Origin of the sequence: Granulicella aggregans (assembly GCF_014203275.1) — a bacterium.
Classification (GTDB): Bacteria; Acidobacteriota; Terriglobia; order Terriglobales; family Acidobacteriaceae; genus Edaphobacter.
This window is the reverse complement of sequence record NZ_JACHIP010000001.1, coordinates 770,084-794,690: the sequence shown is the minus strand read 5'-3', so window position 1 is coordinate 794,690 and position 24,607 is coordinate 770,084. Positions and strand designations below refer to the sequence as shown.

The following is a 24,607-nucleotide window of genomic DNA, read 5'->3' as shown; positions in this document are numbered from 1 at the left end:
ACGCTGAAGTGATCGTGCCTAGAGGAGGACGTAGTGCATCTTTCGAGCCTCGACCGTCTCTTCTGGGCACTCTCCTTCTTCGGGCATTGCATCCTGCTCGGCGTGCTTCTTATTCGCAACCGGGCGTCAGCTTTTCCGGTCTTCACGACGCTGATCTGCGTGAATATCGTTCGCACGATCGTGCTGTTCTTCACGCTACGGTATGGATCGAAGGGCGAGTACTTCTATACGTACTGGACGCTGGCTTTCGTGGATCTTGCTCTCCAGTTGGCTATCGCTTATGAGTTGGCAACGCACGTTTTCCAGCCACTTGGAGCCTGGGCTCCTGATGTCCGGAAGAGTTTTATCGCGCTGGCCGCTACCAGCGTCGCTCTGGCGGCAGGGCTTGCATGGTTGGCTGCTCCGCCAGCGAAGACGCTGAGACTGGCGATTGTGATTCGCGGAGATCTGTTCGCGTCCGCACTGATGAGCGAGATTTTTGTTGCGATGATTGCACTTTCGGTCACCCTGGGTCTACCTTGGCGCACACACGTTGCGAGGATTGCGCAAGGGCTGGGGCTTTATTCTCTCTACGGCATCTTCATGGACGCGGCCCACACGTTCTTTCCCGCGGACAACATCCACCGACTGCTTTCCGAGTCGCAGATAGGGCTCTATCTGATCTGTCTTACGTACTGGTCTGTGACGCTCGCGATGGAAGAGCCAGTTCCCCGCAAGCTGCCCTCTGAATTGCATGAAGAACTTCGCGCCCTTCAGGAACGGGCGGCACTTGTTCTAAGAAGCTTGCGCACGACGGCGAGTGCATCATGAGGCAAATCGTCTTTCTCTTTATCGTGGGGGCCTTCGTGTCGACGCTCATTGGGATAGCTCTCTACTACATCATGCGGGCCCGCAGAGCCTCTACGAATGCGTGGCGGATTCTGCTAGGACGGCTCCGGCAGATCGATCGCGAGAAGTTTGCCGAGGTCGCCCTGGATCTGCTGGACGAGCGGCCTGATGAGCAGTCGCATCTCGAACCGGACCGCATCTTCGAGATGATTGGCGGGATGAACGGGCTCGATGCTCTCGAGGAGAACTGCGATGTCCTGATCGACTTGGCGACTTATGTGCAACGCTGGTATCCGGATGCGCTGCAACTCTCCGAAGAGCTGCGCCTGAATGCGCGGGAGATTAAGTGGCATATCGGACGGCTTCGCGGGGCTTCAGCGACCGGCCATCTGCGGGAGCAGTTTCCTGTCTATGCGCAGCGTGCCGTCGCTACGTACTACCTGATGACACGGAGCCTGCTGGTGCTGTACGAAGGTGTAAAGCTGCCCGAGTTCGTCGAACTGCAACAGGCGCTCTAGCTGGTGCAATCATTCGGTGCGGCGGATGACCGCAGCGACCACAGTTCCAACTACTTCAATATCCTTGCGATATCGAAAGCGCCGGTTGGACTCGAACGAGAGCGCGTGCGGTATAACGGTGAGCCAGTCTGATTCTTTGTCGAGCTCGCAAAAGCCAGAGACATAGCCGTCGCGCGTCATGAGGAAGTAGATAGGGCGATCGAACTCGTGGTTCCATTCGCGACGGGTGGCGATGGAGCGCTTCTGCGTGTCAATGAGAACGATGGAGCCAGCGCGGATCATGGGTTCGAGGGTTCGGTCTTGTCTTCCGATCACCGCGCGCCGATAGTGACTGGGTAGCAGACCCTGCTCGGCCGGAAGGAGAGCGGTCGCTTCGGCCGGGGTCTCGGTGACGAGGGTGTCGGGCAACCAGACCTTCGCGTAGGTATCAAGATTGCCCTCCGCAAGCAGGGTCGCGTTGGGGACTGAGAGGTCTTCTGACGGTGTAAAAGTTGTGTCCGGTGTAGGGCACATGCCGAGCATCTGATCCGGGGTGAGGCTGTAGATATTGGCGAGGACGATGAGTTTTGTCGCGGAGAGGCCGCGGTTCTCCCGCTCAACGCGATCCAGCCAGCTGGCGGAGATCCGGTAGGCCGGGTTGCCCCACTGCTGCGCGAGCCGCAGCGTGCGCTGTTCGACCTCTCTCAGTGTGAGCTTCCAGGCAAGACGTGATGCCCGAAGTTTGCCGCCGATACCTTCCATGAATTTCTATCCCAGTGCTCTATGAAAATTGACGCGAACGGCCTGAAAAGGAAGACGACGGGCCCGGCGGTCCCAAAAAATGTGCTTTAGGAGTCATGCTATACCACGGCGTCTAGCTGTTGCTGATAAGCAACAAGAACCTGCAAGAGGCCAATATGTGGTGCTGGACAAAGCCGATATCCGCTTCGATTTGCCTGTAAATCCTGCGCCTCGTCCTTGCGAATTGTGTAAACGCAACAAGATTGGAAGCAGAGCCCCTATCCTCAGCGAACTGGGAGACGATCTGTTCTCGCAGCCGGTTCGAACTTCAAAGGGTGCGAGAGCATAGCGGAGAAGGAATGGAACGACAGGTGGCTTTGCAGTGTCTCTGCCTGGCGTTCCGCTGCTCCCTTTTCCGGGATCGTCGGCGGTGACGTGTGTCTGGAGGCTGGGCGGGCTGGCGATGTGATCGGGCGTAACTCGGTCGTCGCGCAGTCGACGGGCTTGACACACACGGTCTCCCTGAGCCTTGTGATCACGCCCTGACAACGCGCCGCCTTCAGTCACACAGTAAAGTTGCTTAGATCCATACCTTTGATTCGATGAAGTTCCCCGAGCGCTTACGGGTGCCGGTAGTTACGCCAGCGCCAGCGTTGGGGTTGACGATCGCCGGAGACGAAGGCGCAGCGGTTTTGGTGGACTGGCGGCTCAGCTTCGCAGTGTTGGTCGTGGATCCAGGTGCGTAGTCAATGTCTTCGCGTCCCGGATATTCTTGCGGAGGTGGCACTCGGTTCATTCGCGCATAGTTCGGAATCGCAACCATAGGCGAACCGTCTTTCCACTTCCCGGTCATCACCATGACTCCGCCGAGCAGGTCGGGTTTCCACTCCATCGACAGAGGAGCGTCGCTAAGCTCGCGTTCGATCTCCTGGTTGTCCGAAGTCTCTACGTTATAGACGAGCGGGCCGTATTTTAGGGCAACGGTGCCAAGATCGGCCTTGATGCGATCGTCAGCAACGACGCGTTGGGGCTCCAGCGGAAGCTCAAACTCGATCGTGTCGCCCGCGTTCCACTCGCGCGTCACTACAGCGTATCCCTTTTCGATATGCGGAGTGATCTGCTTGCCGTTGACTGCGAAACGCTTCACGCCCCGGATCGCGGGGGTCTCGGTATAAAGCTTGCTCGTCTTGCGATTTGGAATGCGGACGAATACGGTAAAGGTGGCGGGCTGCTCCGGATTGACGGTGATGGCGATCGCCCCCTTCCACGGATACTCCGTCTTCTGCACCATCTCGACATTTGTGCCGGCGATCTCGCCGACGCGAATGCGGCTGCCGACGAACATGTTCACATAGACGCCCTGCTTGCTCTTCACGTAGGACCAAGTGGGCATCATCAATAGTGTGCGTGGGATGTTGCCCACGCAGCAGGGGCAGGTGTGCCACTTCGCGCGCTGCGTGTTGACCAGCGGATTGGTGTAGCAGAAGCTCTTGCCATCGAGCGCGACGCCGCCCAGCAGAGCGTTGTACATCGTCTGCTCGTAGAGATCGGCGTACTTCGCATCGTGATACGCAAGGTTCAGCTTGTACTGGAAGAAGACGAGGCCGCAACTTGAGCAGGACTCGCAGTAAGCCGCGTTGCGCAGCGAGTAGTTCGGGCCAAAGCCTTCTGAGGTCTCTCCGCTCCCGATGCCGCCGGTCAGATAGTACTTTCGGTTCACCATGTTGTCCCACAGCGACAACACCGCTCCCTGGTAATCTTTGTCGCCGGTCTCGGCGGCGATGTCCGCCATGCCGGAGTAGAAGTATGTCGCGCGAACGGCGTGGCCAACGGCCTCGTACTGCTGTCCTGGGGGAAGGTGGCTCTGATCGTACTCGGAGCCACCACGGCGTGAGTCGAGCAGAAACTTCGCCAGAGCGATGTAAGCGTCTCCGCGATGATTGCCTTCCTGGTCGTTGACGAAGCGGCCGAAGCGAACGAGGGCCTGCTCCATCTCCTGGTGGCCGTCGAACCAGTCCTTCTTGCCGGGGCCGAGGTTCGCAACCCAACAGTCGGCCAATTTCTTTGCGGCGTTATAGAGACGGAGGTCCTTGCCGTCGGTCAGGGTGTAGTGATTGATGGCGGACTCGATGAAGTAGCCCGACACGTAGCCTTCGTGGTTGCCGCGATGGTCGGGCGACCAGCGCTCCGGCCATTTGCTGCGGTCGGTAAGGATGAAGGCAGTTTGTAGATAGCCATCGGACATCTGCGCGGCGAGGATGATCGGAATCCAGCGCTCCAGCGTTGCGCTCATTTTCTGCTGAGAGGCGATGATCTCCTGATCGCCTTGGGCGTCAACCATCAGAGCGATGCACATCGACTCCACGGTCTGATGGACCCAGGCGTTTGAGAAGACATAGCCCTTGTGCGGGGCATGGGCTTCTCCGCGGTTCGCCTTCGCTGCCTCGACGAAGTTGTCGATTCCGCCATCGCCCTTGTTTGTGGGAATATCTGTGCGTTCGCAGTAGTCGATGCAGTGGGGAATCCAGTCGACGATCAGTGTCTTCGCGCGCGCCCCCCACAGCGGGCTGTCGATGCTGTACTTACGCGTATAGACGACATCCAAGCGGTCGGCCGGTGGTGGAGCCTCCGCGTGGACATGGACGGTCGCTTTCGGGTCGCTGCCTCCGCCTGAACCCATCAACGCTAGGACATAATCTCCGGGAGCAGAGAACTTTGCCGTTGTAACAGGTGCCGTTGCCTTGGCAAATGTTACTGTGCCGGGGCCTGAGACCTTGGACCACCGCGCGACGTTCTCTCGGCGATCCTCCAGCCAGATCGCCTTGCCGGCGAGGTAGGTCTGACCGCCGATCATCACGGAACGATCGATCCCTGCATGAATCACTGGAGGCAGCACCGGCACGGGACCGGCGTTATATACGCGCCACTCGAGCACACCCGCCGGCTTCTCTACTTCGGGATTGACCTGCAGCCGCAGTCGGTCGGTCTTGATCTCGGTGAAGCTGGTCGAATTGAACTGGTCCGCTGCGGTGCCGAGTCCCTTGACGTTCTTCACCGGAGCATAATCGCTTCCGTTCCAGTAGAGGAGCTCGTAGGACGAGGGCGCGACGAGCGTGGCCCATTCGGTCCCCGGAAGGCCCTTGGCGCGGGGCGCGTCGATAGCCCAATAGATATCGACGGAGTCGATGGCGACGGGCGCGCTCCATTGGTAGTCGATCCATGGCGCGGCTTCGTCCGGGGACTCTTTCCTGAGAGCGTAGAGGCTGTTTGACCGATCGCGAGAGTTTGCGGGAGTCTGTCCGTCGTTGACCGCGGAGATGCGGTTCTCGCTGGTGGCGACGAGGCTGGATGGTATCGCAATCTTTGCCAGGTTGACGCGACTAGCGGAGGGCTGGGTGAAGGCGTTGGTCGAGTTTCCATGGGCCAGCATCGCCGCTCCCGCAACGCCTGTGAGGAAACTGCGGCGGCCTATAACGTGACTCGGGTCTCCGTTGTTGGTTTGATCGATTCGGTATTGGTCGTGGGGGCCGTGCGATGCGTTGCAGACAGTTTGGCTGAATATATCCCGGTCTTCGTTGCGAAGCATGGTCCCTCAATCTGCTGTGAAGTATGGAGCGGCGGTGAGACCTCTGCAATCAAGATAAACGTGAACCTCACACTTTCAAGATCCAGGACATCACGCCACACAGGCACAGAAATTGTAGGCATTGGAGTCGAAACGCGAATGGTCCATTTGACCCATGGGTTTTCAAAGTTAACGGACCGCGCATCGAGTATGCACACCGCCCGTTCGTCCTGCCGGCAAATGCTAGCCAAGCGAGCCAATTGAAGCAACCAAGGAGCTCACTCACACAGAAATCGGTAGATATAGATGTCTCGAATGGACCGAAGCGATGCTTTGCCCTCTGTGATCTGAAGTAGTTGCGTTTAGACAATCGATTGTCTAAACGAACAGCAGATACGCGAGCGCTTGGACAACCGTGAAGGCCGATACTTTTAGCAAGAATACTTCATTGAAGATTGACCGCTCGCTGCGTCGCTAGCACCGGGAAAAAGACCTTGACTTGGCTCGCCTAATCGCCGAAGGATCATCGTCTCATGGGATGTGACGGGCAGCGGGCACCTGAACGACGGTTTGGAGAAATACTATCCTGGGATAGGACGAACTGACGCGAATCTGATAAACTTACTTTTGTTGCTGCGATTATTCATTTGGTGTGTCCGTCGGTGTTAGCGAGAAGCGGCCGGGTTCACGATAAAGATGCGCTAGAAGCGAGCTGGATCTTGTAAACGCTTGGCTCTATGAGGCATCTTTCCGAATTGTCAGAGGCAATTGGGGACGTAGCTCAGTTGGTTAGAGCGCTGCCCTGTCACGGCAGAGGTCGCGGGTTCGAGCCCCGTCGTCCCCGCCATACAAAGCAAAGAACTTAGCTTCGTATGGCATCCCGGAGTGATAATTAGATCCGGGTTCAGTAAGGTCCAACAGAAACCTCATTTGACAATTTGAGGGTGTACGCCCCCCTTCGTTTCGCCCAGACTCCCAATCATCACCTCAAAAACTTCCTCTGAGTCGCGTGTTTATGGGAGTTTGCCGGCCGCGTGTGAACAGCCAGCGTGGGCCTACTGTTAGTTGGGGTTGACGCTTGGAGCTTGCCGGATTTCGCCGGGACGATCTTCGACGCCGCCTGGCAGCAACAATATAGGAACCGAGAGAGATTACGTCATTACCGCTGATTCTCGGACGATTCGGGACCGAACGAGCAGTCAACGCTGATATATCGGCTTGCCGTCGGCGAAACTGCCCGCAGAGCTTTCCACATTCCGCAAGAAAAAATACTTCTCGCCTCTTCCCATAGTCATTCGAGTGGTCGTACTATTCCTTTGCATAGCCATTCGAGTGGAGAGTGTGGATGAGATCTAAGAAGCCGTCCGAAGCCGGAGAGATCCTCCAAGGCACGCTGGATTTATTGATTCTGCGAACGTTGGTGACCGGCCCGTCCCACGGACATACGATCGCCCAATCCATTGAACGCACCTCGGAGAACGCATTAGGGGTGGAGCAGGGGTCGCTCTATCCCGCGCTGCATCGGCTTGAAGACCGCGGCTGGCTCCAGGCTGAATGGGGCGTGAGCGAGAACAACCGCAGGGCAAAGTTCTACCGGCTTACGGCTAAAGGCCGGAAGGAATTGAATGCGGCGGCTGGAAGATGGCGGAAGATGACTCACGCCATCGGCCTCATTCTCGGAGAGTCGTTCGAGTAGTCGGGAGGGCAATCACTATGAGCTTTCGTCGGTTCACGAATCGAAGTGGGAAGGATCAAGACTTTGCGGAGGAGATTGATTCACACCTTGCGCATGAACGAGATGCGAATCTAGCTCTCAAGCTCTCCCCTGAAGATGCTCGCCGGCAAGCAATGCTGCGTTTCGGTAATCCTCGGACTCTTCGTGAGAAGGAATGGCTGTATCGTTCCATCCCCTTCATCGAGTCTGTGAGGCGGGACTTGTCCTTTGCGTTGCGGTCGCTTGGAAAGACACCGGGGTTTGCTGCCATCGCCATTCTGGTGATTGCCATTGGTATAGGCGTGAATACTGCGGTCTTTTCAGTGATCAACGCGGTCTTGCTTAAGCCGCTTACCTATCCCGACCCGCAGGCGCTGGTCACGCTGGTCAACACCAGCCCTCGAGGGAACTTTCCCGGCGCCAGTATTCCGAGATTTAGCTTGTGGCAACAGCAGACCGGACTCTTCCAGCAGGTCGCCGCGTATGACTTTGGCGGGTCTGGACTAAACCTCACTGGAGGCGATCACCCGCAGCAAGTCCAGGGAATTCACGTTTCGGCAAGCTACTTCCAGATGTTCGGCGCGCCCTTCGTGGCAGGACGCAGCTTTAACGCTGCGGAAGATACTCCCAATGCCGGACGCTTCACGGTTCTAAGCTATGGGCTTTGGAGGAACCGGTACGGGGGCAATTCAAATGTCGTCGGGTCAACGATTCAGCTGGACGGACAACCCTATTTGGTCGTCGGGGTGGTCGGGCCGGGTTTCGTAACCGACACGCCGGCTGATCTTTGGGTGCCTTTCCAATTCGATCTGAACTCTCACGACATGGTGACTTTCTTCACCGCGGCCGCGCGTCTGAAGCCTGGCGTGACGCTTCAGCAGGCCAAAGTCCAATTGCGGGTGGTCGCAGATCAATTTCGTAAAACGTTTGGCGCGGATGCAATGCCTCCCGGCGGCGGATTCGGAGTCGTGTCTCTCCAGGAAACCATGATTGGCGACACTCGCTCCCGGCTCCTCGTCCTCTTGGGAGCGGTGGCTTTTGTGCTCTTGATCGCTTGCGCTAATGTAGCGAATCTTTTGCTTGCAAGAGCCGCTGCTCGCAGACGAGAGTTCGCGACGCGTGCTGCTCTGGGGGCTGGCCGCGGTCAAATTATTAGGCAGTTGCTGGTTGAGAGCCTCACGCTCTCCCTCACAGGTGGCCTAATCGGCCTCGGATTAGGACTGACGGGAGTTCGACTACTCCTTAAAGTCAATCCTGGCGATATCCCTCGGATCGGCGAAGATGGCTCTGGGATCTCAATCGACTTCAACGTTCTGCTCTTTACCCTTGGGATATCTCTTCTAACGGGAATTGTCTTTGGCTTGGTGCCTGCGATCACCGCTTCACGGCCGGACCTTGCTGCCGCGATGAATGAGAGCAACAGCCGCTCGGGAACGGGCTTTCGGAGCGGAAGGCTTCGCTCCATCCTGGTCGTTGCCGAAATGGCCTTCACCGTGGTGCTGATCGTCGGTGCGGCGCTGCTCATCCGTACCTTCAAAAATCTCGAGTCGGTCGATCCCGGGTTCGCGATGCACAACGTGGTCAGCATGTCGATGTCCGTTAGCGGCGACCGCTTTCAAACAACAGCACCGGTTGCACAGGTCATCCGTGGAGGAACGGACCGTTTACTCGCAATTCCCGGAGTCCTCGATGCAGGGGTAAGCAATTGCCTGCCTATGGCAGGAGGCTTCGGAATGGGCTTCGATGTCGTTGGCCGACCGAAGGGAAGTTCGGGTGGAGGCGCAGGCTTTTGCTCAATCTCGGCGGGCTACTTCACCGCGCTTAAAATTCCACTTCTGCGTGGCCGTTTGCTTACGACGCGGGATGATGCCGCCGCACCTGCCGTTGTGGTGATCAATAAGGCCATGGCCCGACAGTACTGGGCGAATGGCGATCCCCTGACCGGTCAGATCCTTATTGGTGCGGGTGCCGGTCCCGCCTTCGCTGAAGGACCGCGTCAGGTTATAGGAATCGTGGGTGACACCAATGACCGTGGTCCGGATACCGATCCCAGCCCTATGATGTATATCCCGATGGCACAAATGCCTGACCTCGAGACAGCTTTGAACTCGCGCGTGGCTCCGCTTTGGTGGTTCGTTCGCAGCCAGGTCGATCCCCACACATTGGTTACTCCAATCTCTGACGCTCTCCGCGAGGCCAGCGCGGGACTTCCGGTCGCCCACATCCGTACGATGGAAGAACTCGAGGCCCAGAATATCGCGCGTCAGCGATTGAACATGCTGCTGCTATCAGTCTTCGGATTCGCGGGACTGCTGATGGCGGCTATTGGTATCTACGGAGTGATGTCCTATTCCGTTCAGCAGCGGACACAGGAGCTTGGTGTCCGCATCGCACTCGGAGCGCAGGCCTCGAGTCTTCGCAACATGGTGATCCTTCAGGGAATGACGCTCGCGATCATCGGCGTAGTCATCGGCAGTGGTGGCGCTCTCTGGCTCACACGCTTTCTTGGCAGTTTCCTCTTCGGAGTTAAGCCTCTCGACCCGATTTCCTTTGTCGCTACCCCACTCCTGCTGAGTCTTGTCGCGCTGGTCGCTGTCTGGGTGCCCGCAATGAGAGCCACGGGAGTGGATCCTATGGTCGCACTTCGGATTGAATGAATACGATTTAGCAGGTCCACAATGTGCCAAGCCACGCATCAAGTGATGATTGGCGATGAAAACAGCTCGCTCATGCGTCAAACCGGTCCACGCTAAAGGCCAATGCAAGTGTGCGGACGATGGGCCGCAATGCATCCCCTCCCACTTCAGGTCGCAAAGATAAAGGTTTCCGACTCTTCGACTCTGTATCCCCTCCTGACAAGTCCCCGATCACTTCTCCCCCGTCCGAATGCGCAGCAAACCCTTCCCCAAGAGTCCATTTGGCTTCAGTCAAATTATTTTGATGACGAACCTAACCGCGCTCGGAATGCGTTGTCTAATCGGCGCATGGAGAGAGTGGAGTCAGAAGCAATCAGGCAGATACTAGCCGGCGACCGGGACGCATACCGGGTCCTGATGGATCGACACTTCCATGCCGTGTTCCGCGTGGCGTTTCGGGTAACCGGGAACGAGGCGGACGCGGAGGAGGCGGCGCAGGAGGCGTTTCTGCGCGCGTACAACAAGCTTTCGACATTTCGGCAGGAAGCTAATTTTTCGACATGGATCATACGCATCGCGATGAACACCTCAATCAATCTGGTAGAGCGGCGGAAGCGGGACCTGTCTCACTATGCGCCGCGTGCGGGAGAGGACAACGCTGATGACAGGGCAACGACGCAGGTGGCTGATGAACGGGCAGGGCCGGAGCGGATGCTGCTGGACCGAGAGGCGGTAACGCTGCGCGAAGAAGCGATGGCGCTGTTGACACCGATGGAGCGGACGGCATTCACCATGCGCCATATGGAGGAGATGCCGATTGCGGAGATCGCCACGGCGCTGGAGGTCCCGGCGAACTCGGCGAAGCAGGCGGTGTTTCGAGCGGTGAGCAAACTGCGGCGCGCGTTGATGCCGCTTGCGGGAGGACTGGCATGAAGCGGATGGAGCATATAGCGGAAGAGGATTTGATCGCCTACCGGCTGCATGAGTCAGCGGATGAAGCGGCAATCCGAGCACACCTGGAGAGTTGTGCGGAGTGCGCGGCGGTTTCGGATTCGATTGCCGAGACGCTGCGTGTATTTTCGGCGGGGCCCGTCCCGCAGCCTGATTTAGAGCGGAACTGGCAGCGGCTGCGCGGAAATTTGAGCGTGCTAACGGGAGAGAAGAAGCAGCGGTTCAATTGGCTGCGTTCGAGTTGGATGTTGCCGGCCGGCGGATTTGCGGTGGCCATGTTGCTGCTGGCTGCACTCCTGCTGGGGCCTGTGCGGTGGCGCGTGGTTCCGCAGGGCGGGTCGCACGTTGCGAACGTTGGCGGGCCCTTGACGGAGCAGCCGACGGACCCTGCGATGGCGAATCATCTGGATGCGGCAGAGCGTTTTCTGACCGAGGTGAATAACTCCTCGGGCCCGCTGGATGCGTCGACGAAGGAGCAAGCGCACTCGCTGTTGCTCAAGAACGCGGTCTATGTGCAGCAGGCTCGATCGGAGAACGATTTGGGCGAGGCGACGGTGCTTGAGAACCTGGGCCGGGTGTTGACGGCGGTCGACCATGAAGGAGCAGGCAGCGAGACGGCGCGGATCGAAACGGAAGGATACCGGCGGACCGCGGCGGAAGCGGAGAACACCCATCCGACGCTGGGTGTCCGGCTGGAGATGAATACGAGCGGTCTGCTGTTGGAGATTCGCGTGTTGCGGCAGAACGACAAGGTTGGGCAGTAGCGGAGAAAGAGGAGAGATGACGATGCGAAGTGTCTTAGGGCTTGCGGTTTTGGCAGTGGGAATGACGGCGCAAAACGCTTCGGCGACTTTGGTCTCGCCAGGAGCTGGCAGCGCAATGGTGATGCTGCTTGACGACGGCGCATACGGTGACGGAACCAAGGCGATGAATGAGCAGCGCTGGCAGGATGCGGTATCGAGCTTCGACAAGGTGATCCAGTCGAAGGATCGGAAGTCTGATGCGGCTCTGTACTGGAAGGCATACTCGCTGAAGAAGCTGGGTAACGCGCAGGCCGCGGCATCGACATGCGATGAGTTGAGGGCGCGCTTCACGGCGAGCTCCTGGAACCGGGACTGCTCGGCGTTGACGGTTGATGCGCGGGTCTCGATTCCCCCGGTCGAAATGGAGAGACATGAGCATTCAACGGGCCGGACACCGGATGAGGACCTCAAGATTCTGGCGATGAACTCGCTTTTGAATCAAAACCCGGAGAAGGCCGTTCCCATACTGCGAGGGATGCTCGGGTCGAACCAGCCACCTTCACTGAGGAAGCATGCGCTCTTTGTGCTGGCGCAGAGCAAGAGCCCGGAGGCCGAGGCGATCCTGCATGACGCGGAGCTGGGCAAGATGGGGCCGGACGTGCAGCATGATGCGATCCAGGCTGCCGGCGTCTTTCTAGGAAAGAAGAACAACGGGACACTCGTCGAGGTTTACAAGTCGACGGGCGACGCGAAGATCAAGCGGTCGGTGGTGTCGGCACTGTCCGTCTCGCAGGATGCGTCGCGAATGGTAGATCTTGCGCGGAGTGAAAAAGACATCGAGATGAAGCGGTCGATCGTCTCGCAGTTGGCGATCATGCACGACAAGGTCGCTGAAGACTACATGCTGGAACTTTTGAAGTAAGCAGAAAGAACGCGAGGATATTGCAATGACGATGGTGCGATGGATGCAAAGTTCAGTATTGACGGCAATGGCACTGGCCACAGTTGTGGGGTTCGCCCAGCAGCCGGTGGTAGAGCACGCACAGGTGACAGTGCGATCTGCCGAGCATGGGCTTGCGGCTGAACTCGAGATCGCGAAACACGTCGGTTCGCCGGTATGGGTGGGATGGTCGATCCCGGTGCAGGGAGGCTTCTCATCAGGCTGGGATACTGATCACCCAGTGATGCTTGAGGGCGAGAGCCGCTACAGCGACGGCGACCACAAGCAAAGTAAGCGCTTCGATCACTCGTTCATTCTGTTGCGCGTGGCGGGCGGTTCAGTGGAGAAGCTGCGTGTCGAGCAGCCGGATCGGCAATTGGATGCGGGCGGGTTGCAGTTCGTGTGGCTGAACGGAGTGGCCCCAGAGGACAGCGTGAGAACTTTGGCAGCGATGGCTAAGAAGGACTCGGCGAAAAAGTTGAGAGATAGTCTCGTCTTCGCAGTTTCGATTCACGAGACACCGGTGGCGACCGAGGCGCTGGCTGAACTCGCGAGTGATAGCAACGAGCTAGAGGTTCGAGAGAAGGCTGCGTTCTGGCTCGCAAACCAGCGTGGAGCTGAAGGATTCAAGGTGATCCAGAGACTGGCGCAGAAGGATGAGGATGCTCAGTTCCGGGAGAAGCTTACGTTCGACCTGACCTTAGTGAAAGACCCCGCATCAGCGGCGCTGACGGAGTTGATCCGCATGGCGCACCAAGACTCCTCGCCGCAGGTCAGAAAGCAGGCACAGTTCTGGATGGCGACCAAGGGGGGCAAGCAGGTGGCTGGCGATCTGCGCGAGCAGGCGGAGAATGATCCGAACGAGCAGGTTCGGAAGCAGGCAGTGTTCGCGCTATCGCAACTGCAAGAGCCGGAAGCATCAACGCAGTTGATTCAGGTGGCGAGCACTAACAAAGATCCAGTGGTGCGCAAGCAGGCAGTGTTTTGGCTAGGGCAGTCGCATGATCCCAGAGCGCTCGAGTATCTGACGAAGCTGCTGCAGCAGCCTTGAGATCTCAATCGTCGCCGAGCGGTTCCTGAAGAACGTCCGGGAACCGCGCTCGCCGATCCTGCGTAATCCTTTAAACTGTAAGGGACTCGTCGGAGATTCACATGGTTCGTTTTTTTGCTGCGGTCGCGTGGACCGCATCCGCGGTTCTACTTGTGCCAGCAGCCACCGCGCTCTCGCCCCAGGCGCAGCAGCCACAGCCCACGTGCGCAGGCCGGACGCTTACGGGCACAGTGCAGGACAGCACCGCAGCCGTCATCCCCGGCGCGACAGTTCAGATTGACAGTGATCCCGCGCAGAATCGGACCAGTGGAAGCGATGGCCGCTTCAGCTTCAAATGCGTTCCCGCTGGCGCGCACCATCTCAGCATCTCCGCTTCAGGCTTTGCTACCGCGGAGCAGGACCTGCCCGCACGCGTCCCTGCGGATTTCCACATCACCTTGATCCCCACGAGTTCTGTGAGCGTCAACGTCGACGCCGAGGAGACCACCGCTGAGCCCATCCTTGGCGGCTTGAATGGGACTTCTGTTACCGGGGCACAGCTCAACACGCTCGCCGACGATCCCGACGATCTTCAACGCGAGCTACAGCAGCTTGCTGCGGCCGGCGGCGGACCGCCCTCCGGCACCGTCATCTCCGTCGATGGCTTCCAGAGTGATAGCCCGCTCCCTCCGAAGTCCTCCATCGCCCGCATCGAAGTGAATCCGGACCTCTTCTCGGCGGAGAACCGTCAGCCGCCCTGGGAGGGTGGCCACATCCAGATCTACACCAAGCCCGGAGCCAAAAGCTTCCACGGATCGTTGTTCACCACCAACTCTTCCGAGTGGATGAACTCCCGCGATCCCTTTTCGGATGCGCATGCCTCCATCGGCAAGCAGCGTTACGGCTTCACCCTCACTGGCCCCGTGCGCAAGGAGGGTTCGAACTTCTCGCTTGCCCTTGAACACCGCTCTATTGATGAGTTCGCTGTCGTCAACGCAGTAACCCTGGACCCGGATGGGAACGAGACCCCCGTCGTCTCGAACGTCCCGGTACCGCAACGCCTGTGGATCGGCAACGCCCGCGTCGACGCGCAGCTCGGCCCCAAGAACATCGCGTTCGTCGCCTACTCCGCCAACGTAAACCACCTTGTGAACGTTGGCGCAGGCGGTACTTCGCTGCTGGAGACCGGCTATGGTTCCGAACGCTACGACCACACTCTGCGCTTCTCCGATACGACGACCCTCTCCCCGAATCTCCTCCACGAGAGTCGCGTGAGCATTGACTTTCGCGGCGAAATAGACGCCCCCAACTCCAGCGCACCACAGCTTGAGGTCTCAGGAGCGTTCACTGGCGGCGGAGCCGCCATTGGACCGCAGCGTATCCGTCAGGTCCGAACGGAATGGGACGACGACTTCATTCTGAGCAAGGGCAAACACTCCCTGAAGGCCGGCATTCAACTCTTCGACTTTGTCGAACACCAGACGCTGACCAGCAACTTCAATGGAGGTTACACCTTCGGCGGAGGCGACGCCCCCATCCTCGACACCAACAACAACGCCACCTCGAAGATCGCACCCATCAGTGGCCTCGAGCAGTACCGCCGAGCCCTGCTTCATCTCCCCGGTGGAAATCCCTCGCAGTTCTCCTCGGTCACGGGCGATCCCAAGATCAATTTCACAGAAATCTACCCTGTCTTCTTCGTCCAGGATGACATCAAGCTCCGTCCTGATCTCACGCTCTCGGCCGGTCTCCGCTACTTCTTTGCGAACCGTCCCTTCCAGGACACCGGTATTACGCCGCGCCTCGGCGTCTCCTGGGCTCCTGGAGGCAGCAAGACCCTCAAGCTCAACGCGCACCTCGGGCTCTTCAGCGGACACAGTCCAAACGGCCTGCAGGGCACGCAGGCAGAACTGCTCCGCGAAGACGGGAAGGCGCGTGTCACCTCGCTGGCCTACAGCACGGTCTACAACGCCGGGGGAGCACCCGATACCAGCGGCGACTCCGTGATTCACGCGATCCGCACTCTCGCCCCAAACTACAAGAGCAACCAGGTCTTGATGTCACAGATCGGTGCGGACAAGACTCTCCCCTACGGATTTACCCTCAGCACTAACCTTACCTACATCCGCGGCTGGCGCCAGGAACGCACCCTCAACGTCAACGCCCCGATCGACGGCTCGCCAACCGGCCCGCGCGCAGGAGCTGCCAACCTCAATGTCCTTCAGCTTCAGAGTTCGGCTGACACCGCGGGCGACATAGAGTTCGCGGGCATTGGCAATCAGAAGTTGAAGGTAGTCCAATTTTTTGTCGGGGCCGTCCGCATTCATATCCTGACCAACGCGGATGACGATGCCTTCTTCAATCCGCAAAGCTCCGCTACAAATGCCGGCGAATACTCTTTGGAGAGTGGAGACTCCCTCTGGCAGAACTTCGCGAATGTTACGTTCAACCTGCCCAAGAAGGTGATTGTCTCCTCTGACTACTACGGCAACGGCAACTCGCCGTTCAACATCACCACCGGGTTCGACAACAACGGTGACGGCAACTTCAATGACCGCCCGCAGTTCGCCCTACCCGGACAATCAGGAGCCGTTGCGACTCCCTTCGGCAACCTCATCGCTACCGGCGGGACCGGCGTCCTCGCCCGCAACCGGGCGAGCCTTCCCTGGAACTTTCACGTTGATGGGAATATTCAACGTGCCTTCCCTCTCACCCGCAACCCGAAGGCGGACCATCAGCAGACTCTCACGGCCAACATCCGTTCTTCGAACCTGCTGAATCACACCAATGTCACGGCGGAGGGCGGCGTCCTTGGCTCTCATTTCTTTCTGACTCCTTACGCCGCCGACAACAGCCGCCGCATCGAAGGCGGTCTCCGCTATAGCTTCTGACGGGGGCCAGCAATTTTGACGGCACATCCGGATTGCATGATTTAACGCGGGTAATTCTCCGTAAATTCCACCCGGAGTTGAACCTAATCATGTAGTACGAAAACTTTCGTTGACAAGTACGAAGGTCTTCGGATATTGTTTGGCCCATGAAGAAGTCAAAGGAAATTCCGAAGCCGACAGAAGGAGAGCTGGAGCTGCTCTCGATCTTGTGGCAGCGTGGCGAGGCCACAGTTCGTGACGTGTTTGTTGAGGTGAATGAACACCGGCCAGTGGTTTACACAGGTGTTCAGAAGCTGATGCAGATCATGCTGGACAAAGGGTTGGTGCTGCGGGACGTGACGGAGCGGGCCCATGTATATCGTGCGGCTGTGGCCAAGGAAGAGACAGAGCAGAGGTTTATGCGCGACCTGAGCAACCGCTTCTTTGCGGGTAGCGCGGGCCAGCTTGCGTTGCGCGCGCTGGAGATGGAGCAGGCCAGCGACGAGGAGTTGAGCGAGATTCGAAAGCTGATCGCAAAGAGACGGTCGTGAGAAGAAGGGAGGATGGGCATGAGTGTTCTAAACGCAATGCAGGCAAGGGAAGTGGTCGCGCTGGGATGGACCCTGCTGCACTTTTGCTGGCAAAGTACAGCCATATCCGCAATGTATGGGGTGATCGACCGATGCACGACCCGCGCATCCGCAACTGTGCGCTACGGCATCGCTCTAGGAGTGCTGGCGTTATTGCCTCTGGTGGCCATCGCGACGTTTGTGGAGCAGGAACAACTTGTCTCGCATGTACGGATAGAGCAGCATGAGTTCGCCGGATCACAACTGGGAGCGATGCACGCTACGCTGATTGAGCAACTGCCAGCCGCAGCGCCAGCAGTTGGGAACAGCGAGCTGTGGATTGCGCAACACGCGAGTCTGCTGCTTCCGTGGATGGACGGCGTGTGGCTTGCGGGGGTGTTGCTCGTAGCACTTCGCGCCGCTGGCGGATGGTGGGAGTTGCGAGCATTGCGGCGGCGAGCACAGGCAATCGTCCCGCAGGACCTACGTATCAGCTTCGACAAGCTGGTGCGACGTTACCAACTAGGACGCCGAGTAGTGCTGCGTGTTTCGGACGAGGTGATCTCGCCGATGGTGTTCGGTGTCTGGCGGACGGTGGTGCTGATGCCGCTGAGTGCGGCGATGTCTCTGCCAACGGAGCAACTGGAGGCAGTACTGGCCCACGAGCTGGCGCATGTGCGGCGATGGGATTATCTGTGCAATCTGCTGCAGACTTCGGTTGAATGCCTGTTCTTCTTTCAACCCGCGGTGTGGTGGGTGAGCCGGAGAGCGCGTGAGTTTCGCGAGGTCTGTTGCGATGAGGTGGCCGCGAAGGCGTGCGCCGATCCAGTGGTGTACGCGGAGGCGCTGCTTCACATGGAAGAACAACGCGCCCAACATATGCGGCTTGCCGTGGCACTGCACGGGAACGAAGGAACGCTTTTGAATCGGGTACGACGAGTCATGGGGGAGAAGGCAATGGAGCAAAAGTCGATGAGCGGAGTGAGAATCGCGGCGGTAGGAATGGTGCTGATAGGGCTGTATGTGGGACCGCATGTGGCGCACGGAATGAAAGCCGAACGCCGACAGGCGGTGGTGGCTGCGCAGCCACCGGCTATGCCAGACGCTGAGGTGTCAACGCCTGCTCCGGTGGTGGCTTCCGCAGTGAGCGACAGCCCCTCTGTGGCCGCAGTTGCGGCACCCGCGCCTCTGCCGGAGCCCAGCACTATTGAAGCGGCCTTCCCGAGCCCTGCTCCGCAACCGAACCCGTCTGCAATGGCGATAGAGGAGCCTTCGCAACAGGGCGGCGGGACGGCATATCTGCAGAAGATGCGTGACGTGGGCTATCCGCTCGATCTGAACAAGGATCTGGATGAGATTGTCGCGCTACGTTCCGTGGGAGTCACCCCGGAGTACGCGAAGAGCATGGCCCAGGTTGGCTTAGGAACGCCCACGTTGCACGACCTGGTTACGTTGAAGTCAGTAGGCGTGACACCTGAGTACATCGCAAGCCTGAAGGGATCCGTGCTTGCACCAACAAGCTTCCACGATGTTGTAACGACGAGGTCGATGAACATTACGCCTGAGTATGCAAGATCTCTTGAGTCGCTGGGATTGGGCAAGCCATCGGTGCACGATGTCGTCAGCATGAGGTCTATGGGGATAACGCCGGAGTACGTCGCGAGCCTGAAGAACTCTGTGCTTGCACCGACGAGCTTTCACGATGTTGTTACGGTCAAATCGATGGACATCACGGCTGAGTATGCAAGATCTCTGGAGTCGCTGGGGCTGGGCAAGCCGACGATCCACGATGTGGTGAGCATGAAATCGGTTGGTGTCACGCCTGAGTATGTTGCCGCGCTGAAGGCGAGCGGTATCCCCCCGGCTGATCTGCATGAAGCTGTAAGCATGAAGTCCGTTGGCGTGACACCGGAGTATGCCCGCGCCATGGCGTCTGCAGGATTCTCCGGGATGGACGCGCATGAGTTGATCGCGATGCGTTCGCAGGGAATGACGCCGGAGTATGCGAAGTGGTTGAAGGCGACCTTCCCGGATGCGGATAACCACGCCATGCGTCAGGCGACGGTGTTTCATATCGACGCCGACTTTGTTGCCAAGGCAAAGGCCAGCGGCTTCAATAGTGCGAGCCTGGATAAGTTGACGAAGTTGAAGATGTCGGGGCTTCTGAACTAGCCACTTTACAAAGACAGCGAACAGAAGATTCCGCTGCGGTCGAGAGACCGTGGATGGCGAGCTGCGTCCATTGACCGCTCAAACGTGCCATAGAGAAAAGAGACTCGGAGGACCGCATATGAGACGCCATCTGTTCGCATCATTAATATTCGCTTCGTCGATAACGGGAGCGGCGCAAACGATATCCGGGCTGTGCATGATCTCGACACCGCAAAGCGCGGATAGTCCGTTTGTGTCGCAGGTGATGTTGTCCGAGGGCAACTGCGATAAGAACTCAGACAAGTGCATGGAGGTCTCGACTTCGAATCTTGATTGGCGGCGTTGGAGCGGCGTCTCGTCGCAAACGCTCGGGACGGAAGGATCGCAAGCAGCAGCGCGTTTGGCGGGCGATGCAGGCGACCTTACCTGCAGTGGTGTTGTGCATGATGGTGTGCTATCGGGCCGGTTCCGCTTCGACGCCAGTCCGGCGTTTGCGGGGACGATGGAGAAGATGGGGTTTGATGGAATCACTCCGCGTAAGCAACTCAGCTTCCTGATCCTGGATGTAACGGTGGTGTGGACGAAGGAGATGCAGGGGCTTGGCGTGACGGAGCTGTCTGCGAACAAGCTGGACGGTTTGCGTGCGTTGCACGTCGATGCCGACTATATCCACGCGATGGCCACTGCTGGTTATCCCGAACTGCGCGCCGGCAAACTTACCGAGATGAAGGCCGTTGGAGTGACGCCGGAGAAGGTGCGTGATGCTAAGGCAATGGGTTTTCGGCCGACGGAGCAGGAGTTGATCCAGATGTCGATCTTCAAGATTGACCGGCCGTTTGTGGAACGCATGCGTGCCCGTGGGCTGAACGACATGACTCTCGCCAAGCTGATCAAGATCAAGATCTTCAAGCTCGACGACTGAGGCCGAAAGTTTGAGGAAACGAACCGGTTCTTTGTGGAGCGATGATGTCCAAAATGATGATGCTCATGTCATGCGCATTGTGCCTCGTAATCCCTTCTTCGGCGTTGCTACAAGGCCCGCAGAGGTTTGACTCACAACTGAACTTTCGGAGAGGGCGAACGAACTGTTCTCACACATGGAGTTCAGGGCCGTCGCTTACGGTGCGTCTCTCCATTCGCGGTCGGAGTGAAGCATGGGAGCTCGACATCCGTTGCGAGGGATATCATTGCAGGTTCCATGAGTCCCAACATCCACGTGATCCTGAGGACAAGGGAGATGTTGGCATCGCCGCTGTATCTCATCGCGACTCGGTCAGGATCGCAGGTATCGAAGGCTTCACGAGTCTCGCTTAGGAGCAAGCACGCTATGAAATATATCTTCACGCTGTTTGTATGGGCTCTGTCGCTCTCTGCGCAGCAAAGCACAACTGCATCTGCACGTTGGCAGATCACCGCCGACTTCTACGGGACTACGCGCTACTACCGGCTCGACCTGGATCAGCGAGATGCTGCGCATCTGTCGGGTACGTTCAGTGGGACGAAGCTCACGGGAGCTTTGACGGGAGGCCACTTGTCGCTTTCGGGTAAAGCCGATGATGGCGGCGACACACGCTTCGACGCTATGCTGCAGGACGATGCCCTGACGGGCACGCTTAGCTTTGGCGATCCCTCTGCGCCACCGCTCGTAGTGCCGTTCACGGCCATTCTGGTGAAGCCTCTTGTACGGGCGACGCCGCAGACGCACGAGTTCAATCCGACGGCGTACTACCGGCAGTTCTCCCCGTTTTATAAGCCGGTGCTCGCCGCCAATCCCGGTGACACCATCCATACAACAACCGTCGATGCGGGCGGCAGCGATGCGCAGAATATCAAGCGCATCGCGGGTGGCAATCCGCAGACTGGTCCCTTCTACATACAAGGTGCGCAGCCCGGCGACACGCTCGTGGTCCATATCGACCGGCTGAAGCTGAACCGCAATACGGCAGGCTCTGACGATCAACTGGTGCAGTCGGCACTGTCTCCCGATCTGGCTGTAAAGACTCGCGACAACAATAAGGGCGTTACGTGGAAGCTGGATCTGGAACACATGACGGCGTCGCCGGATCCATCGAGCGAGCACCTGAAAGCTCTGAACGTGCCTCTGCATCCCATGCTTGGATGCATCGCCACCGCGACCAGTCCTGGTGGAGCGCCACCGCCGACAGGCGACTCCGGTTCGTTCGGTGGCAACATGGACTTCAACGAGATTGCGGAGGGCGCTACCGTCTATCTGCCTGTGGTGAATCCGGGCGCGTTGTTGTACTTCGGGGACGGGCATGCGCTCCAGGGCGACGGGGAACTCAACGGCAATGCGCTTGAGACGTCGATGGATGTGACGGTCACCGTGGACCTGATCTCCGGCAAACGCCTCGGCTTCCCACGTGTCGAAACGGAGATGCAGATCATTGCGCTGGGCTACTCCGGTTACCTGGATGATGCCTTCAAAGATGCCACGAGCAACATGGCCGACTGGCTGATGGACGATTACAAGCTGACGCCGAGTGAGGTCGCTCAGTTTTTGGGAGTGGCAGCCCATTACCGCGTGACCGAAGTAGCCGACCGCAACTCTGGTGTTGCCTTGAAGATTGATAAGGCGCTGCTGAAAAATCTCTCCGCGCCACAGAAGTCTCAATAGGAGCTGCTCACAACGTTTCATGACAAATCCCGTTGCCTAATCTATTCGGCTCGAAGCGCTTCTACAGGATTGACGGCAGCGGTGCGACGCGCCGGCAGATAGCTTGCGAGGCACGCTGCTGCGGTCAGAACGACCGGTACGGCCGTGAACGTGACTGGGTCGAGAGGGCTAATGCCAAACAGGAGCGAGCGCATGAGTTGCATCACTGCGGCTGCCGCGATCAGGCCGATCGCTGTGCCAGCACCCGTAAGCACCAGTGATGAGCGAACGAACATCCACACCAGTCCGCCCTTGTCTGCGCCCAACGCCATGCGAATACCGATCTCTCGCGTGCGCTGAGAGACTGCATAGGAGATCACGCTGTAAATTCCGAGGATCCCGAGAGCGAAGGCCATGACTCCGGCGATGGCCAGCATCACCAGCGTGAACGATGTGCGCGCCATGGACTCGCTGTAAAGGTCCTGCATGGTGCTGATTGCCGTTACTGGAAGATTCGAATTTGCCGACCAGACAGCACGCTGCATCTCGTTGATGAAGGTCTGATCGCCGGCTCGATTGCTTCGGATTGCGAAGTAGACAGTGCGCCAGGCCTCAAGCTTCTCAGGGACCGAGGGATCACCCATCAACGAAGGCCAGTAGACGGTTGCGGGGGATATCTGGTCCACGCCATTTTCGCGCACGTCCTGCACTACGCCGACTACTTCATGCCAGGGCATGCGCGGAAACTCCTGGAAACGCTTGCCGATTGCAGCACGTGGCGAGCCCCAGAGCTCGATGGCAAGGCTTTCGGATACGATTCCGATCGGACGCGCGCTGTACATCTCTGCCCAGGTAAAGTCGCGTCCGGCGATGAGCCGTGTGCCTGCGGTGTGGAAGTATCCCGGCGAAACGTAGTTGTAAAGACGCATGGGAGCATCCGCGCCTTCATAGCTTTTACCTTCGATGAGAATCTGATCCCAGCTCGGCTCGGCTCCGCTCATAGGAACAGACGCGGCGAAGCCGACGGAAGCGACGCCTGGAATCGCGGCCAGATTATCGAGAATGCTGTTTTGGAGATGAACGGTGGTCGTGGAGTCGTGCACCAGCGTCTCCGGGATCGACAGGCGCATGACCTGGAGCGATCGAGGATCCGAGAAGCCTGGATCGACATTACGCATCGCCAGAAAAGTCCGAATCATCAGGACTGCGCCGATGAGCAGAACGAGCGCCATGGCCATCTGGGCCATCACAAGCAGATTGCGTCCGCGCTGTCTTTCTCGGCTTACACTCGCCGTCCGCATCGCGCCGAGCAGTGCTACGCGCTCCCGCGAAGGCGCATAGCGCAGTACCGGGATGGCACCGAAGAAGAGCCCGGAGAGCAGGGAGAGAATGAGGGTGAAGGCGATGGACCAGCCGTCGAGCGAGATCTCGTTGAGGCGTGGCAGGTCTGTTGGTCCGACAGCCAAAAGCAGATGAAGACCGGCGTAAGCCACGGCTACGCCAGCCGCTCCGCCCAGCAGTCCCAGCGTCACGCTTTCAAGCAGTAGCTCACGCGCGATCCGCAATCGATCGGCCCCAAGAGCGGAACGGACCGCAAGCTCCTGCTGACGCGCATCGGCTCGGACCAGCAGCAGGTTGGCCACGTTGGTGCAGGCGATCAGCATCACCACGCCAATCGTTCCCATGACCACCCAAAGAACCGTATGGATGCTGCCCACAACGGCCTCTTTCAACGGCTGCAGCGCTGGTGTGATCTTCCAGGCCAGATAAAAATGCGGATCGGTGCCCGGACCATTGGTCCACGAATCCATCCATACATTGAGCAGGCGCGCTGCGTCAGCATTCGCCTGAGGGATAGGGACGCCCGGTCGGAGTCGCGCGATACCGCGATAGGCAAAGCCTGCGAGTTGCTCCTTGACCGGGTCGAGAGCCAGAGGAACAAGGAGGTCGAAGTCGTAGGTGACGACCTTGAATCCGCGTGGCATCACTCCAGCGACCACGCGCGGTTGGGAGTTGACGCTTATAGTGCGTCCCACGATGCTAGGGTCGCCGCCGAAGCGCCGCTGCCAGTAGCCATAGCTCAGCATCACTCGGCCCAGACCATGGGCATCCTGATCGGCCCCGGTAAGCCATTGGCCGGTGAAGGCAGGAACGTTCAGCGTCTCAAGAACACCGCTTGAGATCTGCACCGTGCTAACCTGCTCCGGCTGGGCGAGGCCGGTGATGCTGGCCGTTCCCGGGCCATACAATCCGATGGATTGAAAGCTCTGATTATGCGCGGCGAAGGTGAAATACATCGAGGCCGACAGGCGCAGCTCGCTGCGAAACTCAGAGAGCCCAGGTGCACCCGGCGCATCGAGGTGAAGCGAAACAAGTTGTTCCGGCTCTGGATAGGGAAGTGGCCGCAGCAGGACGCTGTTGAGAACGCTGAAGACCGCAGTATTGGCTCCGATGCCAATCGCTAGCGTCAATACCACGGTGATTGCGAACCCCGGAGACCTCACCAATCGGCGGAACACATATTTCAAATCCATCAAGAGTGATTCGATTCTTTGCCACTGCCATACTTCACGACTACGCTCGCGGAGGAGTGCGACATTGCCGAAGGCTCGACGCGCAGTTCGTTCGGCTTCATCGCGCGACATGCCTTCTTCCATCAGTTCATCGGCGCGCTCGTCAATGTGTTCCTGGATGGAGACAGAGATGTCGTCATAGCGGCGATCTCTGGAGAAGAAGCGGCTGAATCGTGGCAATGCAC

Annotated in this window: 16 protein-coding genes and 1 tRNA gene; 14 read left to right on the top strand and 3 right to left on the bottom strand. The window is 58.6% G+C overall.

Annotated features, from left to right (window positions below):
- The first annotated feature begins 33 nt into the window (after positions 1–33).
- Together HDF16_RS03315 and HDF16_RS03310 are read left to right on the top strand one after the other, a co-directional pair.
- The gene (locus tag HDF16_RS03315; protein ID WP_184213709.1) at positions 34–810 is read left to right on the top strand and encodes a hypothetical protein; all 777 of its coding nucleotides are present in this window, start codon (positions 34–36) and stop codon (positions 808–810) included.
- On the top strand, positions 807–1,346 hold the full coding sequence (locus tag HDF16_RS03310; protein WP_184213708.1) for a hypothetical protein: 540 nt from the start codon (positions 807–809) through the stop codon (positions 1,344–1,346). The genes HDF16_RS03315 and HDF16_RS03310 overlap by 4 nt, the downstream gene beginning before the upstream one ends.
- Positions 1,347–1,355: 9 nt before the next feature.
- On the opposite strand, the gene HDF16_RS03305 is transcribed toward HDF16_RS03310, so the two are convergent.
- Both HDF16_RS03305 and HDF16_RS03300 read right to left on the bottom strand, forming a co-directional pair.
- Entirely contained in the window at positions 1,356–2,087 is a 732-nt protein-coding gene (locus HDF16_RS03305) for a helix-turn-helix domain-containing protein (protein WP_184213707.1), read from the bottom strand.
- A 559-nt stretch (positions 2,088–2,646) separates the two neighbouring features.
- A complete protein-coding gene (locus tag HDF16_RS03300; protein ID WP_221312449.1) occupies positions 2,647–5,652 on the bottom strand; it encodes a glycoside hydrolase family 127 protein in 3,006 nt (1,001 codons plus the stop codon).
- 749 nt (positions 5,653–6,401) lie between these two features.
- Between HDF16_RS03300 and HDF16_RS03295 the strand changes: the two genes are divergently transcribed.
- The 12 genes from HDF16_RS03295 to HDF16_RS03240 all read left to right on the top strand — a co-directional run bounded on the left by HDF16_RS03295 (position 6,402) and on the right by HDF16_RS03240 (position 21,870).
- Positions 6,402–6,478 (top strand) — tRNA-Asp (locus tag HDF16_RS03295).
- A gap of 498 nt (positions 6,479–6,976) precedes the next feature.
- On the top strand, positions 6,977–7,327 hold the full coding sequence (locus HDF16_RS03290; RefSeq protein ID WP_184213706.1) for a PadR family transcriptional regulator: 351 nt from the start codon (positions 6,977–6,979) through the stop codon (positions 7,325–7,327).
- Positions 7,328–7,344: 17 nt separating this feature from the next.
- The gene (locus HDF16_RS03285) at positions 7,345–10,002 is read left to right on the top strand and encodes an ABC transporter permease (protein WP_184213705.1); all 2,658 of its coding nucleotides are present in this window, start codon (positions 7,345–7,347) and stop codon (positions 10,000–10,002) included.
- Between the two features lie 327 nt (positions 10,003–10,329).
- Positions 10,330–10,914, top strand: a complete 585-nt coding sequence (locus HDF16_RS03280) for an RNA polymerase sigma factor (RefSeq protein WP_184213704.1) — start codon at positions 10,330–10,332, stop codon at positions 10,912–10,914.
- Positions 10,911–11,696 carry a hypothetical protein gene (locus HDF16_RS03275; RefSeq protein ID WP_246408619.1) on the top strand — a complete coding sequence of 262 codons (786 nt, stop codon included), beginning with the start codon at positions 10,911–10,913 and terminating at the stop codon, positions 11,694–11,696. Before HDF16_RS03280 ends, HDF16_RS03275 begins: the two co-directional genes overlap by 4 nt.
- Positions 11,697–11,718: 22 nt before the next feature.
- Entirely contained in the window at positions 11,719–12,597 is an 879-nt protein-coding gene (locus HDF16_RS03270) for a tetratricopeptide repeat protein (protein WP_184213703.1), read from the top strand.
- A 25-nt stretch (positions 12,598–12,622) separates the two neighbouring features.
- Positions 12,623–13,666, top strand: a complete 1,044-nt coding sequence (locus HDF16_RS03265; protein WP_184213702.1) for a HEAT repeat domain-containing protein — start codon at positions 12,623–12,625, stop codon at positions 13,664–13,666.
- 101 nt (positions 13,667–13,767) lie between these two features.
- Positions 13,768–16,536 carry a carboxypeptidase regulatory-like domain-containing protein gene (locus HDF16_RS03260; protein ID WP_184213701.1) on the top strand — a complete coding sequence of 923 codons (2,769 nt, stop codon included), beginning with the start codon at positions 13,768–13,770 and terminating at the stop codon, positions 16,534–16,536.
- A gap of 146 nt (positions 16,537–16,682) precedes the next feature.
- A complete protein-coding gene (locus HDF16_RS03255; protein WP_184213700.1) occupies positions 16,683–17,066 on the top strand; it encodes a BlaI/MecI/CopY family transcriptional regulator in 384 nt (127 codons plus the stop codon).
- A gap of 18 nt (positions 17,067–17,084) precedes the next feature.
- Positions 17,085–19,256 carry a M56 family metallopeptidase gene (locus HDF16_RS03250; protein ID WP_184213699.1) on the top strand — a complete coding sequence of 724 codons (2,172 nt, stop codon included), beginning with the start codon at positions 17,085–17,087 and terminating at the stop codon, positions 19,254–19,256.
- 118 nt (positions 19,257–19,374) lie between these two features.
- Positions 19,375–20,157, top strand: coding sequence for a hypothetical protein (locus HDF16_RS03245; protein WP_184213698.1), 783 nt, complete (start codon positions 19,375–19,377; stop codon positions 20,155–20,157).
- A 405-nt stretch (positions 20,158–20,562) separates the two neighbouring features.
- On the top strand, positions 20,563–21,870 hold the full coding sequence (locus HDF16_RS03240) for an acetamidase/formamidase family protein (RefSeq protein ID WP_184213697.1): 1,308 nt from the start codon (positions 20,563–20,565) through the stop codon (positions 21,868–21,870).
- Between the two features lie 41 nt (positions 21,871–21,911).
- On the opposite strand, the gene HDF16_RS03235 is transcribed toward HDF16_RS03240, so the two are convergent.
- Positions 21,912–24,602: an ABC transporter permease gene (locus HDF16_RS03235; RefSeq protein ID WP_184213696.1), complete on the bottom strand. Its 2,691-nt coding sequence runs from the start codon at positions 24,600–24,602 to the stop codon at positions 21,912–21,914.
- Positions 24,603–24,607: the final 5 nt, after the last annotated feature.

Coding starts and splice junctions, on each gene's coding strand:
- HDF16_RS03270 (WP_184213703.1), top strand. CDS start 11,719: ATGCGAAGTGTCTTAGGGCTTGCGGTTTTGGCAGTGGGAATGACGGCG.
- HDF16_RS03305 (WP_184213707.1), bottom strand. CDS start 2,087: ATGGAAGGTATCGGCGGCAAACTTCGGGCATCACGTCTTGCCTGGAAG.
- HDF16_RS03300 (WP_221312449.1), bottom strand. CDS start 5,652: ATGCTTCGCAACGAAGACCGGGATATATTCAGCCAAACTGTCTGCAAC.
- HDF16_RS03250 (WP_184213699.1), top strand. CDS start 17,085: ATGAGTGTTCTAAACGCAATGCAGGCAAGGGAAGTGGTCGCGCTGGGA.
- HDF16_RS03280 (WP_184213704.1), top strand. CDS start 10,330: ATGGAGAGAGTGGAGTCAGAAGCAATCAGGCAGATACTAGCCGGCGAC.
- HDF16_RS03265 (WP_184213702.1), top strand. CDS start 12,623: ATGACGATGGTGCGATGGATGCAAAGTTCAGTATTGACGGCAATGGCA.
- HDF16_RS03290 (WP_184213706.1), top strand. CDS start 6,977: ATGAGATCTAAGAAGCCGTCCGAAGCCGGAGAGATCCTCCAAGGCACG.
- HDF16_RS03240 (WP_184213697.1), top strand. CDS start 20,563: ATGAAATATATCTTCACGCTGTTTGTATGGGCTCTGTCGCTCTCTGCG.
- HDF16_RS03245 (WP_184213698.1), top strand. CDS start 19,375: ATGAGACGCCATCTGTTCGCATCATTAATATTCGCTTCGTCGATAACG.
- HDF16_RS03310 (WP_184213708.1), top strand. CDS start 807: ATGAGGCAAATCGTCTTTCTCTTTATCGTGGGGGCCTTCGTGTCGACG.
- HDF16_RS03255 (WP_184213700.1), top strand. CDS start 16,683: ATGAAGAAGTCAAAGGAAATTCCGAAGCCGACAGAAGGAGAGCTGGAG.
- HDF16_RS03260 (WP_184213701.1), top strand. CDS start 13,768: ATGGTTCGTTTTTTTGCTGCGGTCGCGTGGACCGCATCCGCGGTTCTA.
- HDF16_RS03285 (WP_184213705.1), top strand. CDS start 7,345: ATGAGCTTTCGTCGGTTCACGAATCGAAGTGGGAAGGATCAAGACTTT.
- HDF16_RS03275 (WP_246408619.1), top strand. CDS start 10,911: ATGAAGCGGATGGAGCATATAGCGGAAGAGGATTTGATCGCCTACCGG.